Source organism: Nitrincola alkalilacustris, assembly GCF_008973755.1.
In the GTDB taxonomy this organism is placed as follows: Bacteria; Pseudomonadota; Gammaproteobacteria; order Pseudomonadales; family Balneatricaceae; genus Nitrincola; species Nitrincola alkalilacustris.
In genome coordinates this window covers 142,071-163,184 of the sequence record NZ_WBOM01000009.1, presented here as the reverse complement: position 1 = coordinate 163,184, position 21,114 = coordinate 142,071, and the positions used below count along the sequence as shown (strand labels likewise).

At 54.3% G+C, this 21,114-nt stretch carries 12 protein-coding genes; 7 read left to right on the top strand and 5 right to left on the bottom strand.

Features of this window, described 5'->3' with window-relative positions; all coding sequences use genetic code 11:
* Positions 1-22 precede the first annotated feature (22 nt).
* The 3 genes from F7R27_RS15985 (at position 23) to F7R27_RS15975 (ending at position 4,473) form a co-directional block, all read left to right on the top strand.
* Positions 23-490: an Lrp/AsnC family transcriptional regulator gene (locus F7R27_RS15985; RefSeq protein ID WP_151705261.1), complete on the top strand. Its 468-nt coding sequence runs from the start codon at positions 23-25 to the stop codon at positions 488-490.
* Between the two features lie 99 nt (positions 491-589).
* Positions 590-2,203 (top strand): HD family phosphohydrolase, encoded by a 1,614-nt coding sequence (locus F7R27_RS15980; RefSeq protein WP_151705260.1) that lies wholly within the window; start codon positions 590-592, stop codon positions 2,201-2,203.
* Positions 2,204-2,208: 5 nt separating this feature from the next.
* Entirely contained in the window at positions 2,209-4,473 is a 2,265-nt protein-coding gene (locus F7R27_RS15975) for a CHASE2 domain-containing protein (RefSeq protein WP_151705259.1), read from the top strand.
* A gap of 11 nt (positions 4,474-4,484) precedes the next feature.
* Here the strand turns inward: F7R27_RS15975 and F7R27_RS15970 are convergent, their stop codons facing one another.
* Genes F7R27_RS15970 through F7R27_RS15955 form a run of 4 tightly spaced genes read right to left on the bottom strand, consistent with a single transcriptional unit; the run spans position 4,485 to position 16,167 of the window.
* Complete coding sequence (locus tag F7R27_RS15970; protein ID WP_151705258.1) at positions 4,485-9,113, bottom strand: two-partner secretion domain-containing protein; 4,629 nt, start codon at positions 9,111-9,113, stop codon at positions 4,485-4,487.
* A gap of 56 nt (positions 9,114-9,169) precedes the next feature.
* Positions 9,170-13,762 carry a two-partner secretion domain-containing protein gene (locus F7R27_RS15965; RefSeq protein ID WP_151705257.1) on the bottom strand — a complete coding sequence of 1,531 codons (4,593 nt, stop codon included), beginning with the start codon at positions 13,760-13,762 and terminating at the stop codon, positions 9,170-9,172.
* A gap of 27 nt (positions 13,763-13,789) precedes the next feature.
* Positions 13,790-14,575, bottom strand: coding sequence for a FecR family protein (locus tag F7R27_RS15960; protein ID WP_151705256.1), 786 nt, complete (start codon positions 14,573-14,575; stop codon positions 13,790-13,792).
* Positions 14,575-16,167, bottom strand: a complete 1,593-nt coding sequence (locus F7R27_RS15955) for a ShlB/FhaC/HecB family hemolysin secretion/activation protein (RefSeq protein ID WP_168927535.1) — start codon at positions 16,165-16,167, stop codon at positions 14,575-14,577. The genes F7R27_RS15960 and F7R27_RS15955 overlap by 1 nt, the downstream gene beginning before the upstream one ends.
* A 322-nt stretch (positions 16,168-16,489) precedes the next feature.
* On the opposite strand from F7R27_RS15955, the gene F7R27_RS15950 reads away from it, so the two are divergent.
* From F7R27_RS15950 to F7R27_RS15935, 4 genes are all read left to right on the top strand, one after another.
* Positions 16,490-17,350 (top strand): hypothetical protein, encoded by an 861-nt coding sequence (locus F7R27_RS15950; protein ID WP_151705254.1) that lies wholly within the window; start codon positions 16,490-16,492, stop codon positions 17,348-17,350.
* Entirely contained in the window at positions 17,340-18,047 is a 708-nt protein-coding gene (locus F7R27_RS15945; RefSeq protein WP_151705253.1) for a methylamine utilization protein, read from the top strand. The genes F7R27_RS15950 and F7R27_RS15945 overlap by 11 nt, the downstream gene beginning before the upstream one ends.
* 10 nt (positions 18,048-18,057) lie before the next feature.
* Positions 18,058-19,956, top strand: a complete 1,899-nt coding sequence (locus F7R27_RS15940; RefSeq protein ID WP_151705252.1) for an adenylate/guanylate cyclase domain-containing protein — start codon at positions 18,058-18,060, stop codon at positions 19,954-19,956.
* An 87-nt stretch (positions 19,957-20,043) separates the two neighbouring features.
* Positions 20,044-20,295 carry a YheU family protein gene (locus F7R27_RS15935; RefSeq protein ID WP_240776403.1) on the top strand — a complete coding sequence of 84 codons (252 nt, stop codon included), beginning with the start codon at positions 20,044-20,046 and terminating at the stop codon, positions 20,293-20,295.
* Positions 20,296-20,321: 26 nt separating this feature from the next.
* Here the strand turns inward: F7R27_RS15935 and F7R27_RS15930 are convergent, their stop codons facing one another.
* Positions 20,322-20,999, bottom strand: coding sequence for an NUDIX hydrolase (locus F7R27_RS15930; protein ID WP_240776402.1), 678 nt, complete (start codon positions 20,997-20,999; stop codon positions 20,322-20,324).
* Positions 21,000-21,114: the final 115 nt, after the last annotated feature.

The following is a 21,114-nucleotide window of genomic DNA, read 5'->3' as shown; positions in this document are numbered from 1 at the left end:
TCAAAATGAGAAAACAGTCATCATGCTGGATCGTTACGATCGTCTGATTCTGAATCTGCTGCAGAAAAATGCACGGATGTCGGTCAGTGATATCAGTCGTCAGGTGTTTCTGTCGCGCAGTGCAGTGAAGGAGCGCATCCGCCGAATGGAGGAGAGTGGTGTCATTGCGGGCTATCAGGCAGTATTGAAACCGGCCTTGGCGGGTAATCGTGTCAGTGTCTACTTTGAATTGACCTTCAGCCCTCTTTGTTGTGAGGAGATGCAGGCATTGATTGAATCGATTCCTGAAGTGCGCCTGGCACACTCAATCAGTGGTGATGTGGATCTGATGCTGTACGTCGAGGCTGACTCAATGGACCGTATCGGTGAGCTGCGCCAGGCGTTTGACCGATGGCCCAATATCAAACGCGTCATCACACATACATCGCTGGCCACACGTGTCCGGCGCATAGGCGAACCTCACCAGCAGACGAATGAGCCGCCAGCGTGATGCGAGTTTTTCAGAGAAGAGTTGCATGGCGCCAAGTGTGCATCTTTTCTATACTCTTATCACGTCGATGAGCGGCATGACAAACGGGCTGAGGTGGGTATGACACGTACGATGGAACTTTCGGAGCAGCTGGAGTACCTGAATCAGATCGGTATAGCGCTCTCATCCGAACAGGATATCGACAAACTGCTGGAACGCATTCTGCTGGCTGCCAAGACGATCACGCATGCCGATGGCGGTAGCCTGTATCTTATCTCGGATGACCACCGTTCCGTACGTTTTGCGATTGTCCGTACCGACTCCATCGGCCTGGCCTTCGGCGGGACCAGCGGCAATCCGATCACCTTTCCTGAACTGCCGCTTTATCACGAAGATGGCAGTCCAAACCATTCCATGGTGGTGGCTCATGCGGCTTTGACCGGGGAGAGCGTCAACATCGCCGATGCCTATGATGTCGAGGGGTTTGATTTTTCCGGTACGCGTGCCTTCGACCAGCGCACTGGCTATCGCTCCAGATCCTTTCTGACTGTGCCCATGAAGAATCACGAAGATGAGATTATCGGTGTCCTGCAACTGCTCAATTCTATTGATCCGAACACAGGTGAGGTCTGTGCCTTCAGCTCATCAGCAGAGATGCTGGCCAACTCACTGGCGTCGCAGGCAGCCATCGCCTTGCGTAATCGCCAGTTGATACAGCAGCTTGCTGAGCTGTTTGAAGCCTTCATCAACATGATCAACATCGCGATCGATGAGAAGTCGCCCTATACCGGTGGCCACTGTCAGCGCGTGCCGGCTCTGACCATGTTGATCGCAGAAGCGATACACGAGACCTCAGAGGGTCCGCTGGCCGGATTTGAAATGACGGAAAAGGATCGCTATGAGCTGCGTATTGCAGGCCTGCTGCACGACTGCGGCAAGATCACGACGCCGGTGCATGTGGTCGATAAGGCCACCAAGCTGGAAACCATTTTTGATCGTATTCATCTGATCGATACCCGTTTTGAGGTGATCAGACGTGATCTGAAGATCGCCTGCCTGGAAGCGATTGCATCTGGAGCACCGGAAGCAGAGGCCCGGGCTCAGATGGCTCAGGCGTTGCAGCAGTTGGATGAGGATCAGGCGTTTCTGCGCCGGGCCAATATCGGTTCGGAAAAAATGGGAGATGAGGATCAGGCGCTGATTCTGGAGATCGCCAGTCGCTATTCCTGGGTGCAGGATGGCGAGACACAACCCTTCCTGTCGGAAAACGAAGTGGAGAATCTGTCGATCCGTGCCGGTACTCTGACTGGAGCGGAGCGCGAGATCATCAATAACCATATCGTGGCAACCATCAAGATGCTGGAGGCCCTGCCCTGGCCTAACCATCTGCAGAGTGTGCCCGAATATGCCGGGGGCCATCATGAGCGCATGGATGGCAAGGGTTATCCGCGCGGACTGACCCGTGATCAGATGAGTGTGCAGGCGCGTGTGATGGGGGTTGCCGATATCTTCGAGGCACTGACTGCCAGTGATCGTCCCTACAAGAAACCGATGGGCCTGAACCTGTCGCTGAATATCCTGGCCAACTTCTCGGCCAATGGTCATATCGATCCGGAGATATTCGAGGTCTTTGTGCGCAAGCAGGTATGGCTGAAATATGCTCAGGAATTTCTCAGCCCGGAACAGATTGACGAGGTGGATATCGAAGCCATTCTGGCCAAAGCAAAAGGCTGATACGGATGAGGCGCAGAACCCTGGGGCGATACCTTCTGCGCAGCAGTCTGGGCCTGCTCTGGGTCGTTTTGCTGCTGGGGCATGTACTGGCTTTCTATCATATCGAAGCACTGACCCGGCTCGACACCTGGAGTTACGACCAGCGCCTGAAACTGACTGCGACGCCGGACCCGGAACCCGTGGTCGTGATTGTCGATATCGATGAAAGCAGCCTGCAGCAGGTGGCACGCTGGCCCTGGCCGCGACACATTCTGGCCGCGATGCTGGATGAGCTGTTTGAACGGCAGCAGGCGGCACTGGTGGTGTTTGATGTGGTCTTTGCCGAGAAAGATGAAAGCAGTGGGCTGCCAGTGTTAGAGGCGCTGGCAGAACGTGAGTTGAGCGAGCAGCCAGCGTTCATCGCAGCACTGGAGATGCTCCGCCCGGAGCTGGATCGCGATGCCCTGTTTGCCGAGGCGATGCAGGGACGGCCGGTGCTGCTGGGCTACTATTTCAATGCCGAACAGGGTGCAATCCGCAGTGGACAACTGCCTGGCCCCACCTTTTTGCGCGAGGAGCTGGAGGGGCTGAATATCTCCTTTGTACAGGCCGACGGCTTCGGTGCCAATATCCCTGAATTACAGCGTAATGCCCTGGGTGCAGGGCACTTTACCCCTCTGTTTGATGTCGATGGGCTGTCGCGTCGGGTACCGATGCTGATTCAGTTCGAAGGTGATCTGTATGAGAGCCTGTCACTGGTGGCGGCGCGTCATTATCTGGGCGGGCATCTGCCTCAGGTGATTCTGGGCGACGACAGCTCAGAGCAGTATCATGCGATCGAGTGGCTGCGCGTGGCTGATCGCTACATTCCTGTCGATGCCACTGTCAGTGCATTGATCCCCTATCGCGGCCCTCAGGGCAGCTTTCCCTATATCCCTGCCACCGATATCGTGCAACAGAAGCTGCCTGAGGGCTCCCTGCGTGACCGCATTGTATTGGTCGGCACCACCGCACCGGGCTTGATGGACCTTCGTTCAACGCCCATGGGCAATGCCTTTCCGGGGGTGGAGATCCATGCCAGCCTGATCGAGGGGATACTGCGCGATGATATCAAGCAGCAACCCGCCTTTGTGCAGGGGATGGAGGTGGTTGGCCTGCTGATCTTTGCAGGCTTGTTGGCACTGCTTCTGCCGCTGCTCGGTCCTGCTATCTCTGTGCTGCTGACGCTGCTGTTGCTGGGAGTGATAACAGGTCTGAGCCTCTGGGCCTGGCAGTCACTTTTTCTGGTTATTCCCGATGCGGTACTGGTGGTGGGGGTTATCGGTGTTTTTTCGCTGCATATCCTTTATGGGCTGTTTGTCGAGTCCCGTACCCGCAGACAGATATCCGGGCTGTTCGGTCAGTATGTGCCGCCCAAGGTGGTGGAGGCTCTGGCAGATAATCCACAGGTGGCCTCAATGGAGGGAGAGAACCGCGAGTTGACGGTACTCTTTTCCGATGTGCGCAGCTTCACTACTATCTCCGAGAACATGCCAGCTCCCGAACTGGCTCGCCTGATGAATACCTATCTGTCGCTGATGACCGAGATAGTCCATGACCTCGATGGCACCATCGACAAGTATATCGGTGATGCCCTGATGGCTTTCTGGGGTGCACCGCTGGTGACGCCGATGCACGCCCGTGATGCGGTACTGGCCGCGCTGCTGATGCAATACAAGGCAGCCGAGTTGCGCCCGGTATTCGAGGCCAGAGGCTGGCCACCGCTGCATATTGGAATCGGCCTCAACACGGGGATGATGACGGTCGGTAATATGGGATCAGAGTTCCGCCGTGCCTATACGGTTCTGGGCGATGCCGTAAACCTCGGTGCGCGGCTCGAATCCCTCACCAAACAATATGGCGCAGGTATTCTGGTCAGTGAGATGACGGTGCAGCAAACCGCTGATTCGATACTTTATCGGGAACTGGACAAGGTCAGGGTGAAGGGGAAACAGGAGGCGGTCAGGATCTATGAGCCCTTGGGGCTGAAGCAGGATGTCACGGTTGGTCAGATCGATACATCAGCATTAAAGCCAGACTCCGGGTTGCTCAGTAGGGCAGCGCTGTTTGATGAAATGCTGCAGCACTATTACATGAAGAGTTGGGGTGAAGCCCTGGATCTGATACAGCAGCTTGAGCAACAGGGCGAGTATCAGGCTCTCGTTCAACTTTACCGGGAGCGTATTGATTATTACAAGGAGATGCCGCCACCGCTCGACTGGGACGGCTCTTTCAGCTTCAAGACCAAGTAATATGATTCAGGTTACTTGCAGAGCAGACGGCAGTTATTGGGTTGGTCGATCTCCTCGAACTGGCTGTTCCAGGGTTCACTTCCTTCCTGCGTTTCCTGCTCCTGTGTCTTGATTAGCCCACCCTGATCGAGCATATCAGCGAGCAGTTGGTTAGCCTTTACTACCTCTTCAAGAGCTTCTTTCTTCAGCAGTTGTGACTGCTCTGGTGACAGCACTGGTTCAGGTTCCGGCTCAGGCAAGGGCTCAGGCTCAGGCTCAGGCAAGGGCTCAGGCTCAGGCTCAGGCTCAGGCTCAGGCTCAGGCTCTGGGATTGGTGCAGGCACTGGTGCAGGTGGCGGGGGGAACACGGGTTCAGGTACGGGTGACGGTAGCGCAGGCTGTTCATCCACTGGTTCTGGTTCTGGTTCTGGTTCCGGCTCTGGGACGGGTTCAGGTTCTGGAACGGGCTCCGGCTCAGGTGCTGGTGTAGGTGCTGGTGTAGGTGCTGGGGGAGCCGGTGGCTGGGTATATTGAATATCAAAAGTGTTGCTGTCGTAGGCCAGACTATAGCCTGTTTGAGGCATGCTGACCGTTGCAAAGCTTCCGGTGATGCCACCTGTCGCCTGCAGAGGTGTCAGTGTAAAGACCCCTGAGGGTGAAAATCCACCAAAGTGCTGTACCAGCAGTGTGCCATCAAGTGATGCCGTGCCTGTAATATTCAGGAAATCGTAATCGGTACCCGCAGTATTGATATCGGCAATCTCAATCTCCAGAATTGCATTACTGCCCATGATGTAGTTGCCGTTGATGGTCAGGGTGCCAGGTGAACCGCCGGGATTCAGGGTACCGCTATCATGTTGAAGGCTGACATTCAGCGTGGGATTCCCCTTCAGTATGCCACTACCCTGCATGATGAGTAGACCCGGTTGGCCCGGATCAGCGCTGTTCAGCGTGCTATTCAGGAGTAACGTTCCAGCACTGGGGAAGCTCAGTTCGACATCTGGATTCAGGTTAAATACCCCCTGAATAGTTCCGCTCTGGCCTGTGCTGGAGGTCAGGCTGGAGTTGTCGGTGACCAGGAAGGATGGGTTGAGGCTCAGATTCCCACCACCGATTGCGGAGAAGGAACCAAACCCTTCTCCATTATTGATCTCCAGCGTACCATGACTGGCCCGTATCAGGCCGCCCTGGTTGTTAAGTGGAACACTGTCCTCAATCACGCGTGTGTCACTACCCTCTCCCCCAGCGTGTGTATCCAGTCTGCTGTTGGCGCTGATCTGAATGGAAGATGGACTGCCACCATCGTTGATTATCCGGGTGCCTCGTCCCAGCGCCAGAACGCCGCTGTCTTCCAACTCAAGATCGGCACCGCCCAGATCCAGCACGGCGTCCTGAATGCGCATTTCTCCCTTTATCACGACATAGTTCCCCGGATAGATATCTTCTGTGGCAGCAAGACCGTCAATCAGATACAGACCGGTGTCTTCCACGACCGCTTCACTGAAGAAATAGAGAAACAGATCCTCGTTGGGGACCACGGAAAAAGTGCCATGTATCTCGGCGATACTGGCTGACGGAAGCTGGTAGAAGCGACCACTGTGGAGAGTGACGTTGCCACCTTCATTAATGATCAGCGGACCGAATTCGAGCCTTCCGCCATCCACTGTCAACTGGGCCTGGTCTGTGACAGTCAGTCCAGCCGTGTCGCTGCCAGTGGATATCTGGCCGTCGCGAAGGGTCAGGCTGCCTGTCAGGTTGATGCTGCCGGCTGTCAGTTCCATATCAGGAGCATTGAGTATCCGGCTACCTGTGCCCGGGAATTGAATGCCTGTGCCGTCGGGATAGGCGCTGGCTGAACCTGTGCCCTCCAGTGAGCCACTGTGCCAGTTTATCTGGTGAAAGCGCATGACACCCTTATCAAGAATCAGGCGACCGAAGAGATCAAGAGGCCTGACCGTGTCGTCACTGGCAAAGTAGATAAACTCTGAACCGTCATCATTCTCTATGCTGATGCTGACCCGGGCATCCGGTGCAATCTGTACGGCACTGTCTGCACCGGGACTCAACAGCACTGCACCACTGCCTTTGATGGGGATCTCATCCTGCAGGATGATGTGGCCGTTGCTGTTTTCGACCTCAATCCGACCATCGCTTTGCAGGCCCGCAGACTCTTCAGTCCTGCCGATCACCATATTGCCACTGCCAGTGTGTGCCAGCAGGATAGTGCCCGTGTCGGTGATCTCGGCGGCCAGCTTGCCCGCATTCACACTCAAGCTGGTGGCCGTTGTGCTCCCACGGATATCGCTGCTGGCGACCAGTGACAGCTCGCTGCTGGCACTCAGCAGGGTGCCGGCATGCTCTGCCTGAATACCGCCATTATGGTTTACAACGATCAGGTTTCCTGCGTCAATACTGGCCAGAGAGATGCGCTCAGGATCAGCGCCATCTGTCCGGATCAGGCGGACAGTGCCGCTAGTCGAGATAACCTTTTTGTCCACCACATAATCACCCACCAGCCAACCGCTGCGCATCGACAGCGTAATGTCACCGCCACCGCTGGAGTTAAGTCCATATTGCGTACAGCTCCAATCTATACACCCCAGCGTCATGCCATTGGGTATCGGGTCTGCCTCTAGCCTGGCCTGGGTGATGGTGATATCACCAAATGCATTGACCGATATCGGAGATGCATTGGGGGATACATAGGGATCACCGTAGAGCAGAACATCAACCTCTCCAGCAGGTGCGTTGATAAAGAGCGGTGCATACCAGGCAGGCTTAAGGCGACCGTCAATGCTGATGATATTACCGCCTGCATTATACAGCCATATTTCCCAGCCATTCTGATCCCCGATTGTGATGGAGCTCAGGACCATATCGCCGGCTGGTGTATCTGCTTCACCGACACCTGATTCTATCAATACTTCGACAAAGCCTGCTTCGAGCAGTGTGTCAGGCGCCATGATAAAGGTGCCGGCGCCCGGATCACGTTGATTCAGATCGATACCTGGATCGTCTGAATTCGCCTGCAGCAGTAGTTCGCTGTCTTTACCCGGCATCACAATCGAGTCGTTAATGAAAATTGAGTGGCCTGCCGTCATGGACAGAATACGATCATGGGCCGTGACATGGATGGGAGCATCCAGGGTGATATGGTTATGGGCCTGAAGTGAAACATCCTGGGTATCCAGAAGATTGCTCAATACACCTGCATCCAGGATCAGCTCTGCCGGGGCATCATCGAAGTCGATATCTCCAGCCAGAGAATCACCGCTGGCTGCGATGACAATGTTTATAGGATCCAGCAGCAGTGTGCCACCACTGGTAACACGCTCCAGATGGATCACTGGCATGCTGCCGGTTGATGAAATCTCGATTGAACCACCCTGTTCCGGGCCACGGGTATCGATACTGGCCTGCTGGTGTGTGAGTTCGTCACTCCAGACGATGACCGTGCCACCGACTCCATCACTGGCTGTTGCTTTGATACTGCTGTCGGTGTCAAGTTCTGTAATCCGAGAGGTGGGCAACTGTGGTAGTGGCTCCTCATCCCAACGCCCGACAAACGATTCATGGTAGGTGCGGCTGCTGTCCGGTTCCTTGCCACCCTGAAAAGCTCCGCCGATGCGGATCAGGCCACCCCGTTCAAGTCCGCTGGCGTCGACCTGCGCACCTTCCAGCGTCACCTGCTCATCAGCAGTGATATCGATCCGGCCCCCTTTTGTGCCACTGGCTGAGGTGAGGCTGTCCTGTGTCAGTCGGGTTTCCTGCTGCCCGCGCAGAAAGATCCGTCCACCCTCCATGACGGCGCTGCTGGCATTGACCTCACCGGCCTGATGCGCCAGCCCGGCATGGATACCGATCTGACCGCTCTCGGCGATCAACTGGCCGATATTCAGCGCCTCACCTGCAGCAGTGATCTCGACTCTCAGGGCGGGGCTGCTCAGGTCGGCCAGCTCAACTTTATGTCCGGCGGCGAGCAGGATCTGCCCCTCGGGGCTGATGATCACGCCGTGATTTTCGACCTTGGGGGCGATCAGTATCACCTGGCCCCCTGTCGGAGTCTGGATCAAGCCATCGTGCCGAATAGTACCAACACCATCTTCCCCTTCGAACTGCCCGATGCCGTTGAGAAAGTCATGATTGCTGATATCAAGTGTGGAGGCGAGCAGCCCGGCGACATCCACCTGTGAGTCGGGCCCGAACAGCACACCATTGGGGTTGATCAGCCAGACATGCCCATTGGACTGCAACTGTCCCAGAATCTCGGAGGGTGACTGGCCAGTGATACGATTCAGTACGGCGCTGTCGGTATGTGGCTGGATAAACTGTGTTGTTTCATGCGGTGCGATGGAGAACTGCTGCCACTCTATGATGGCACCGGCAGAGTTGGTGATGCTGAGCAGATCTCCCTGCTGCTGGAAGCTGGCACTGCCATGGATTAAATTGGGGTTGAGAGGACTAGAGAGGGCCGCCTGACCATAGAGGCTGAGAGCGATCAGCAGCGGCAGCAGGCATCGTTTGCTGCACAGTGGTACCAGCGTTGAGATGCTCTGTGGCTGAGGGCTGTGGCCACGGGCGCGACCCACCAGCCCTTCAGCAACCGGTACCAGCATGCCGAGATAGCGGCTGTAGATCAGACTAAATCGTTTACTGTTCATCAGGCCCCTCTTCACTATAATCCAGTGTAGACGCTTACCTGATGGTTATCTAATGATCAGTTACACATCAAACGACACGCATTCGGTCGATCTGTCTCCTCAAATTGGCTGTTCCAGGGCTCCTTACCCTCCATAGGCTCCTGCTCTTCGGTTTCAATCAGGTCATTTTGTACACCATCCTGGTTGATCACGATAACCAGCAAACGGTTCGCCTTGATCACTTCCTCCAGCAGAGCGGCATCCAGTATTTGCTTTTGCTCCGGTGTGATCAGGGGCGGTGGCTCAGGTACAGGCTCCGGCTCAGGAATCGGCTCTGGCTCTGGCTCTGGTTGTGGCTCAGGAGCTGGTTCAGGAACAGGTGTTGGTGCCGGAGGTGGCGGAACAGGTATAGGCACTGGGGCAGGTTCTGGTTCAGGAGTGGGCTCGGGCTCGGGCTCAGGAATTGGCTCTGGCTCCGGTATTGGTTCTGGTGTGGGCTCAGGCTCAGGCTCAGGCTCAGGTACGGGAGCGGGAGCTGCCGCTACCGTATGACTCAGGGTAAAACCTCCCGTTGTATAGCCCAAGGCGTAACCACTGAGCGATGTGGAGGCGAACTCTCCAATGCGGTTGTTCGCAACCAGCGGAGTGATAGTGAAACTGCTGGATGGGTTGAAGCCGGATATATTATTGACATTCAGCGTGCCAGCAGCAATATTGGCGTCGCCATTGACGAACAGGCGGTCATGCTGGCCGGTACTGCTGCCAGCAATCTCGATCAGCAATATGGCACCTGTAGCCATGGTGTAGTTGCCGTTGATGGTGATATCGCCGGGCGAGCTGCCGGGGTTGATGGTGCCGTTGTTGTGTTCGACATTGGCATTAATGGTAGCGGTGCCTTTCAGGGTACCACCCCCTTGCAAATGCAAGGTTCCAGGCGATGCAGGATTATCGCTGCTAATATTACCCGTCAGATTAAAAATTCCATTATCATCAAGTCGCAGAGCAACAGAGTCATCCAGAGCAATCTGGCCTTCGATATTGACTGTACCGTTGGTTCCTGCTGCTGATATGAAGGTTTGATTGGTCAGTGTATGAGCGCCTTTTATATTCAGGGTGGCACCATCCAAGGCAGCGTAGGTTCCATGGCCGCTACCGGTATGAATATCCAGAGTGCCATCGTTAACACGGACGGTCCCACCATTATTAGTGATAGGGATACCGTTTGCGATTGTTCTGGTTGTGCTGCCAGTGCCGTTTGCCACTGTTTCAAGTAATCCGCCAGCATTTATGGTAATCTCTGAGCCGGTTTCGGTATCCGAAATACTGCTTCCCAGGGCGAGCGAAAGTTTTCCCTGATCATTTATAGTCACATCCCCACCCATAAGGTCGAAAACACTATTGATTGTCAGTTGGGCATCCTCACCAATAATTAACGTCGCAAAGGTAAGTGTTCCACCGTCATAAATCAGAAGGGCATTTTGTTCGAGATTTAGAGGTGTGCTTGCTACTGTGATGCCACCGCTTTTCAGACGCAGAGTGCCTTCCAGCTCAATTGCAGTATCGGTATAATTTACCTCTACAATTTGTAGTGTCTGGTTTGGCATATCATATATGCGCTCGCCATCTCCAGTGAATCTGGCACCATCAATACCATTTATTATGTCGATAGCATTCATGTTGCCACTGCCAGCCAGGCTACCGGCTGACCACTCGATCCGGTCGTAGAGTAGCTCTGCATTTTCTGCAATATTGAGAGCACTGCCTGCCCCAAGGGCAAGGGTTGCCCATACGCGCATGGTGCCCATATCAAGATTGAGTGTTCCATTCATCTCAATATTTTTAGAGTCTACTGAGCTACCAATATTGAAGTAATCATTTTCACTTCCTTCAATTATGCTCACGCTGACTACAGCACCATCAGGAATTTTTACTGATTGAGCGGGATTTAAAGTAAGTGCATCGACTGCCTCTAATGACAGAGTGCCAGACAAGATAATGTCACCGTTAGCGGTGTCATTTGTTGTCAGTGTAACCAAGTCACCTGCACTGATGCCGTTCAGCGTAGTGCCGCCGGGTAAACCGGTCACAACACCAATGATCAAATTGTTCTCTTTACTGGTAATGGCAATTGTGCCGTTTGTGTTTTGAGCAGCGGTCAGTGGACTGTCTATATTTTCGGCAATGATGTTTCCATCATTTGCAATTAATGCCACGCCTTGGGTTGCGGTTATTTTTTCTTCAAGATAGATATCTGCTTCGGTCCCTGTTGACAGGTTACGAATCAGAATAGTCGCGCCGGTGATGTCGCCTTCAATAAAGATCTCGCCATCTGTCTCCTCACCATTTGAATGGATGGTGATATTCCCGTTGGGCGTGGCACTTGCCGAAATGTCTCCGACTATGTCTATACTTTTGTCCGCAGTAATGGTTATATTCCCGCCACCAGATATAATCCCATCATTAGCTATGCGTACTGTTTCTGTTGTTGATAGTTCAATGTTGCCACCATTGGATATGATATTTCGATTTGTAATGTTCAAATCGCCACTATTGGCAGTAATGGTAATATTTCCTGAAGCGTTTAAGTCCTGCAGATCTCCAACAGTTGAGAAGGTCAGCCCCGTAGCATCTGCATCACCGTCGAGTTTTGCCTGCATGACTGTAATGGACTCCCCCGCTTCAATTGCGATAGGTGATTTGCCATCGATGATCGTGTCACCATAAATTCTCAGATCGACTGACCCATTTGGGGCCATTACCTGCAAGAAAGCATTGCTATCTGATTTTATACGACCATCCAGACTGGTAATTGAACCGTCTGAGTTACTGATACGCAGATCGCCACCTGATGTCACTGAGCTGAGACGCATCTCGCCGCCAGGTGTTGTGCCACCTGGGTCATGTCCTTCAAGAATTCGAAGCTGAATATCTCCACCTGCCTGTAGATGGGTTTCTTCAGCCATAATAAGCTCGCCAGGGCCGTCATCACGGTTATCGGGTGTGGCTGTATCACCAGGATGGTTTGCTTGGATTATCAGATCGCCTAATACTATGATATTTGCATTGATTTGAATCGAGCGGCCAGCTTCCAGTGTCAGGCTATTGGTGCCATCACCTTGAGTAATAGGGCCAATAACAACGATGTCGTTATTGGCTTGCAAGATGACATCACTCCCTGCTTCAAGCAGCGCTACAATATCAGAAGGTGCTATAGCTACAGCTTGGTCTGGATTGTTGTTAAATTCCATATCATTATTTGGATTATCTGTACCAGAGGGGTCTATCGTGATGTTCTTTGGATCGAGCAGGAACTGCCCACCCGGACCGGGCTGAATACGATCTAGGCGCAACGCTGGCATGCTACCCATCGATGATAGCTCAATGCTGCCACCACGCTCACTTCCCGATGCCAGAATATGGCCTTGCTGACGCGTCTCTGCTTCACTCCAGATAATAGCTGTGCCGCCTCGACCGGAAGGGCTGCTGACATCCACCACGGAATCACTATCCACCTTAACCCGCTGCGCCAGCTCCAGCTCTGGTAGCGGTGCCTGCTCCTCCCAGCGCCCGACAAACGATTCATGGTAGGGTTTGCTGCTGTCCGGTTCCTTGCCACCCTGGAAGGCGCCACCGATGCGGATCAGGCCACCCCGTTCATCACCCAGGGCTTCGACCTGCGCACCTTCCAGTGCAACCTGCTCATCGGCAGTGATATTGATCCGGCCCCCCTGTGTGCCGCTGGCCGATGTGAGGCTGTTCTGTGTCAGTCGGGTTTCCTGCTGCCCCCGCAGAAAGATCCGTCCACCCTCCATCACGGCACTGCTGGCATTCACCTCACCTGCCTGACGCACCAGTCCGGCATGGATACCGATCTGGCCGCTTTCGGCGATCAGTTGGCCGATATTCAGGGCCTCACCAGCTGCGGTGATCTCTACCCGCAGAGCCGGATTACTCAGGTCTGCCAGCTCCACTTTATGTCCGGCAGCGAGCAGGATCTGCCCCTCAGGGCTGATGATCACGCCGTGGTTTTCGACTTTGGGGGCGATCATTATCACCTGGCCCCCTGTCGGAGTCTGGATCAAGCCATCGTGCCGAATAGTGCCAACCCCTTCAGCCCCTTCGAACTGCCCGATGCCGTTGAGAAAGTCATGATTACTGATATCCAGTGTGGAGGCGAGCAGCCCGGCGACATCCACCTGTGAGTCGGCCCCGAACAGCACCCCGTTGGGGTTTATCAGCCAGACATGTCCATTGGACTGCAGCTGTCCCAGAATCTCGGAGGGTGATTGGCCGGTGATGCGATTCAGTACGGCGCTGTCGGTATGTGGCTGGATAAATTGTGTTGTTTCATGCGGCGCGATGGAGAACTGCTGCCACTCGATGATGGCACCGGCAGAGTTGGTGATGCTGAGCAGATCCCCCTGCTGCTGGAAGCTGGCACTGCCATGGATTACAGTGGGGTTGAGAGGGTTGGAAAGGACCGCCTGACCATAGAGGCTGAGAGCGATCAGCAGCGGCAGCAGGCAGCGCTTGCTGCACAGTGGTACCAGAGATGAGATGCTCTGTGGCTGAGGGCTGTGGCCACGGGCGCGACCCACCAGCCCTTCAGCAACCGGTACCAGCATGCCGAGATAGCGGCTGAAAATCAGACGAAAGCGACGATGGTTCATGATGCATACTCTTTCGCTAAATCAAGGTTACTGGACCAGACACTGAGCAAACATATCGACTCCCAATCCCGCCGAGAAGCCGCCCACCGATTCGCCACTGGCGATCAAGGGCAGGAACTGACGTAATGGGAAAGGTATCTCTTCACGAATGATGATCGGTGGCAAATCCTCGCTTTCTGCATAGCCCCACTCTGGGGCCGTCAAAATAAACTCTCCGGCATCATTGATGAAAATGATGACCCCCAGTGTGACTTCGAAGAACAGTCCGCCCTGTATCACCCGATCACGCAGCGATGGAGGCAGGCTCTCCAGAAAGGCATCGCACTGGCCAGGTTCACAGAACACCATGCCGAACTCAGTGCCTCGAATACCGATACTGCCCACTGCACTGCGGCCTCGGAAGGCATCCTGATTGCCACGTGTGCCCACGGCACCTGAGACGGCGCGCAGACCACCTTTCAGCAGGCTGAAGGTCAGATTATCGCTTTCGGGTTCTGCCTCCTGAAAGTGATACTCATCGATACGCATCCTGGAGCCTGGCTTCATCACCAGTTCCGTACCATCGGTAAAGCGGATGCGCACCGAGCTGTCCTGCTCGACACTGATGATCTCGCCGGAATTGAGTTGGCTGCCGACTGAGGCCAGTTTCAGTGAACCATTGGGTAAGCGGATATGCACTGTGCCGGTTGCATTGGTGATCTCGGCAACGCTCTGGGCGAAGGCGGGTGGTGTGACCAGCAGGAGTGTCAGCAACAACAGAAGCAGAAAGCCTGACCAGGGACGCGCGTTGGACGGAGTAGTCAGGGCGATCATCAGAAGCTCCAGGATAGGCTGACATGTAGGCGCTGGCTGTTACTGCGCCGGATTCCTCCTCCCTTGAGAACATTCGCGAGATCCATCCGCAGATGACCTTTATCGGCAAAAGTGTGATGCAGGCCAATCCCGGTGCTGGCTAGTGAAACACTGCCGGGCTCTCCCGGCAGTGTTTGCTTACGCTCAGCATGGGCGGCATCAATAAACCAGGCAAGACGCAGGCTCGAGCGTTCAAGATCCAGACGAGGTGCCAGATCGGGTGTACGCAACTCAAAGCTGATGCGATGCCCGGTATCACCAGATGCCTCGCGTTCATGGAAACCGCGCACAGAGTTAATACCACTGATTCCATAGAACTCGACTGGCGTCAGCAGATCATCGGTATATTGACCATCAAAATTCAGGTGGCTTGACCAGTTGTTTCCAAACACATGGGTGTACCAGAGTCCATAGCGCAGGAGCAGGTAGTCTGGCTCAGCGCCTGTGCGGTTAGCCGCGAAATCATCTGAGCCACCATGATCCCCTCCGGGGATATTACGAACAAGAGACACGTGCCCGCCAGCCTGATTGGCCTGTGTTCGCCAGGCACCGGTGTAGGTCAGGGACAAGGGGTGGGTGGTCAGGCGAGTGCGCAGAGAGGCGTCACTGTCGCGCAGACTCAGGCCGCTGTTGTACTCGCGCCGGTCCAGGCCAAAGGCCAGATGGTGATTATAGGCACCCTCCGGGCGCAGATTGCGGATGTACCGGGCGCTGTAGATATTGCCTCGGCCAGTCAGATCGATACCAGCAACACTGCCGGAGCTGACACTGGAGTAGGTAGCCGCCAGGCGCAGACTGTCGCCCAGCTCATACAGAGGGATGCGGTAAGCCAGGCCCGCTACTTTGACATCAGATGGGTTCTCCGGCGAGGTGATGTACTGTGCTGCCAGTTGCTGATCCCGATTGAACAGATTGTGATGTCGGTAGATGGTGTACACACGCGCAGAGCCTGTAGAGGGGCTGCCGGTATTGTCTGCGCCCAGGGTCAGGCTCCAGGGCTTGCGATCCTCAACCCTGACGCGAGCCAGAATCTCACCGGGTTGCGCCCCTGTGGCAAGAGAGACGGCAGTCTGCTTGCCGGGACTCTCATTTGCCAGTGCCAGGCTGCGTGACAGGGCGACCGTATTCGGGCTTTCACCCTCTCGCAATTGAGGCAGGCTGTAGCGGATGTTGGCTACATCAAAGTGCTGATTACCGGTTACCTGAACCTCTGCCAGTTTCGCCTCGACCACGCGCAGCTGCACATGCCCGCCAGTGATCTCCTGCTCTGGTATCATCACCTGAACGGCGCCGTAGCCTCTGGCTATGAAAGCCTCCTGTACTGCTGCCCGGGCTGATTCGATATCGGAAAAGGTTTGTCGGGGACCAGCAAAGGGGGCGGCCCGGGTTTCAAGTATCTCGGCACTGATCAGTGTTGCACCAACCACATTAAAGCCGCTGATAGGGAAGTGCGGCTCGTCCTCCTGATTCTCCTGCGCATGAACAATCAGTGGAGAGGTCGCAGTTACCAGCAACAGATAAGTCAGTCCACGCAGCAAGCTTGATTTTTTCATGTGCTTTTCATTTTCTTGAGTCATCAAGGACAAGTAACTTAAATCTCAGCGCTAACAGCCCGTATGTCAAGTTTCAGGGCATAAAAAGGCGCATTTTTATATACATATTCAGGCTAAGGGTTTGTCGTGGCTATCGCGTATTAGTCTATACGTAAGGGTGGAGTGAGCGTGTTGATGTGCAGGTGCCATGTTTCTTGCCTGATCTTCTTGCCCGATAACGCAAGCTGAACCACAATTAAGTTCACCTACATTAAGCAGAGTCAATCAGTCAGAGGGATAAAAGATGAGGAGTTTAAAACCTTCACGAGCTGCTGGATTCAGGATGTTATCGTTTCTGGCTATGCTGGCAGTTACGATCCCGGCAAGTGCGCTCGACTTTTCTCTTGATACAACACTCACCCGACATCAGAACCTCAACAAAGCCGGTTACTCAGGAGATCGGCGTAACGACACCAGCGTACAGCTTGATGCTGGCGTTACCTGGCAGCCGGCAGTACAAACGCCCGGTCTGCTCTATTTCACGGGTGATCTCAGTGCGCGCGCCTATGATCGTTACTCCGGGCTTAATCAGCGAGAGCTGGTGCTGGGGGCACACTACAATCAGCGCATAGGGCTGGGACCCGACGTTCCCTGGTGGCAGGTGTCTGCGCTGTATAACTTCCGTGATGTCAATGACAGCCAGCGTGACGCTCATGGCTGGTGGCTGGGGCTGACTCTGGGCAAGGCACTGACCGATAATCTGGATGGGCGCGTCTGGCTGGCAGCCGATGGACAGAAAGGCAAGGGTGATCGGCGCTCTGCCATGAGCGAGGCGTTACAGGGGCGCAAGGTTTACGATCTGTCCGGCTGGCAGTTCGGCGGTGAGCTGACCTACTGGTTTACTGATCAGCTCAGCGGTCTGGTCAGCCTGAGTTATCGGGATGGCGATATCGTATCCAGCTCAACCCAGAGTCAACCGATGGGCTATGCGTGGCTGATGGACCCGGTGTTCGGTATGGGAACCTACCGTGCCGGTGCAAAAGTCTATGATTCCCAGTTAGGGGTCATGTACAGCGTGTCCGAGCAGGCGATGCTGAGTGTAGGCTATCAACACCTTGATGCGCGTACCGATCTGCCAGGCTCCTATCCATATCGAACTTATCGCAGCAGCAATCTGCACCTGGGGTTCCACTATGTGTTTTAAACCTGAGTGTTTTAAACCTGATAAGTTGAGCGGTGTACATCTGATCGGCAGCAAGTCCCGGATCTGTTTGATTCTGATTGCAGCCTTGATGTTGACAGAGGGAGCTCTGGCCGCCGAAGCCCGCATTCAGGTCCTGAATGACCAGCAGGAAGCGATGGATAACGTCGTGGTGATCATTGAGCCTGAAGGGCACGCCCTGGCCGCAGCCTCCGCAGGAATGACCGCGCAGGTCGATCAGGTCGACCGACAGTTTGTCCCTCACGTGCAGTTGGTTCAGGCTGGAACTGAGGTGAACTTTCCGAATTTTGATGATATCCGCCATCATGTCTACTCGTTTTCCGATGCCAAACGCTTTGAGCTGCCGTTGTACAAGGGAACGCCATCCGAGCCGGTGCTGTTTGATCAGTCCGGTATCGTGACGCTGGCGTGCAATATCCACGACTGGATGTTGGGCTACCTCTATGTCACCGATAGCCCCTGGTATGCGTTGACAGACCCGTCCGGGCACGCGGCCATAACAGTACCGGAAGCCTCTCATTACCTGGTGCGCGTGTGGCACCCGAGTCTGGGGGCAGATAATGCTGGTGTCGAGGAGCGGTTCAGTGCTGATCAGCTCAATAATATCAGCATGACACTGGCGGAACAGTCGGCCAGTGGTGGTCGTCGTCAGCTCAGACGCAGTACGCGCTATCCCTGATGATTAACCGATGATCAGACTTCGCTTTCGGCGATTTCAGAGCCAGTTGCTGCTGTTTTTTTTGGGGCTCTTCACGGTCATACAACTGATCGGCTTTGTGGTGACGCGTGAGATCAATGAGCGCGACGCCTATGCCCGTGTAGCAGAATCTCTGGCGATAGCCGGTGGAGCACTGGCGCAGCAACTGATCGATCGTGATGCCCGTTTACTGGAGTCAGGTCGTCTGTTGGCGGGCGATTTTGCATTCAAGAGTGCCTGGTCGACACGTGATGCACCAACCATCCTTTCCATGCTAGATAACCATCGCAATCGTATCGGTGCTGACTGGATGGCGCTGGTTGATCTGGATGATCTTGTGGTTGCAGATACGTTGTTACCTGAGGTCAGTGGTGAACTTTTCGATCATCCCGAACTGATAGACCACGCCTATGACAGTGATGAGGGGGAGGCATCGGGTATCCTGTTTGTGGAGGGCAGGGTGTTGCAGGTGATTATCCTGCCGTTGATGTCTCCCTTGCATGAGGCCTGGATACTGATCGGGTTTGAACTGGATGATCAGTTTGTAGCGCAGCTGCAGTCCTTTGTGCGGGCTGATATCTCACTGGTGCGCATGGACCAGCAACCTCCGGCCATCCATGCCAGCACCCTGACACAGGATAAGCAACAGGCCCTGCAGGAAAGTCTGGAACGACAAGGGCTATCCACAACAGAACCGCAACGGATTCCATTACGACAGTATCAGTATCTCAGCCTTGCACTGATGCTGGATGCCGAGAATCAGATTCCACTCTACGCTTTGATGCAGCGTGATATGGATGAGATGCTGGCCCCCTATCGACAGTTGCAGAACCTGCTGGGGCTGCTGTTCATCGCTGGTGTGCTGGCGACGGCGATAGGTACGGCCATGTTGGCCCGAGGCGTGGCAGATCCTCTGAGAAAGCTGGCACTCAGCACCGAACGAATTGCAGCTGGTGACTATCAGCAGCATATTGAACCTGATCGTGTGGATGAACTGGGGCAGTTGACCTCCGCATTCAACCAGATGGCCAAAGGGCTGGCAGAGCGCGATAAAGTGCGGGATCTGCTGGGTAAGGTGGTGTCTCCTGAAATTGCTGAAGAGCTGCTGAGTCGTGATGTCACGCTCGGAGGTGAGGACCGTGAGGTTTCCGTACTGTTTGTGGATTGTCATGGCTTCACCAGTTTTTCTGAAGGGCGAGCACCTCGAGAAGTGCTGGAACAATTGAATCTGACCCTGACACGCCTGACAGATATCATAGAGGCTGAATCAGGAGTTGTGGATAAGTACATCGGTGATGCGATCATGGCACTTTTCGGTGCTCCGATTGAACAGCCGGATGCCGCCAGTCGAGCCGTCAGAGCTGCACTTGCCATGGTACAGGCAATGCAAAGCGGTGAAGCGATGTTGCAGGTCGGTATCGGGATCAACAGTGGCCTGGTGGTGGCGGGCAATATGGGCTCCAACAGCCGACTGAACTACAGTGTGATCGGTGATAACGTCAATCTTGCATCGCGCCTCGAATCACTCACCCGCTACTATGGTGTCCCGATATTGATCAGTGATTCCACACGCGAGTCAGCACAGGATGTTATCTGCCGCGAGATAGACAGGGTAAAGGTCAAGGGGCGACAGCAGCCCGTGACGCTTTTCGAGCCGCTCTCAGCTGCTCCTGCAGATGAGGTGTTGGGCATGCATCAGCAGGCGCTGGATCTGTATCGCAGGCAAGCTTTTACTGAAGCGGAAGCACTGTTCAGTCAATTATCAGAAAAGTGGCCAGGTAAAATTTATACATTGTACCAGCAACGTTGCCATCAGTTTTTGTCAGAACCTCCTGAGGATGGCTGGGATGGCGTGCAGCGGTTTGACAGTAAGCGTGGAGGAGTGGTTTAGATAAACAGCAAGAGACTGATACTCGGATTTAACATGACGTGGTTTCAGCCTATAGTGTGCAGCCAATTTTCACTAGAGAGCACTCCAATGGATCAAGTCATAGAAATCCCCTGGGAATCAATAGAGTCAGAGACCTTGACCAATATACTGGCCGAGTATGTCACGCGGGATGGAACTGATTACGGTGAGCAGGAAGTTCCGACCGACACCAAAGTCAGTCAGGTGCGCAGGCTGTTGGCTCAGGGAACGTGCGTGTTGATCTTCCAGCCTGAAGATCAGAGTCTGACCCTGATGGACACTCAGGTCTGGAAACAGATGCAGCGTGGGCTCCAGGTATGATGGGGCCTGTGCCTAAGAGATCAATATCAATCAGCCAGTAATTGCTTCACCAGATGTCTGAGAATCAATGTTTCACGTTGGATAGACAGTCCCATCTTTTTTTCATTAAGGGCCATGACGCTTTCATTGTGGGCCAGAGCATCATGAATATTGATCCACACCCGTCGCATCCCATTTGCGATCTCGTAATCTTCCATACGGGCTTCGCGCAGATCATCAGCTATATCGCAGACAAAGTAGTGCGAGATCATATGCATCTGATCATAGTCGGCCTTATAGTGTGGGCGGGTTTCGTCCACGCGAGCAAACTCACTGAGTACGCGAATGCCGTGTGCACCGGTTTCCTCTTCAAGCTCACGCTTTAGTCCCTCGCACCAGTCCTCACCATCATCCAGACCACCGCCAGGAAAGCTGTAGTCGTTGTAGCGCTCGGTAAACAGCATCAGGATCTGTTCACCACGCATCACGATTGCACGGGCAGCATGACGGTAAAAGGTACGATTGGAGTCTGTGTTGAGATCAGGATGAATCAACTGCTCGAATATCGGCAGGGAAGCTGCTGGTGCTTTGTGGGTGTGATCGGATGTCATCTGGTGATTACTGAGTCTGGGAAAACATTGCAGGCTTGAACCTGGTGCCTGCAGTGTTCTGGAACGGTCGAAGGCGTTCCGGGATTTGGTGGAGGTGGCGGGTAGTTCCCCCATTTGTTATTACAGTATTGTTTTATAAAGATATTTAGTGGATTTGCACTGATTTTGATACACAAAGTTAATACACAAAGTCATAATTGAAGAGCAGATCAATTCGAAGCCCTGAGCA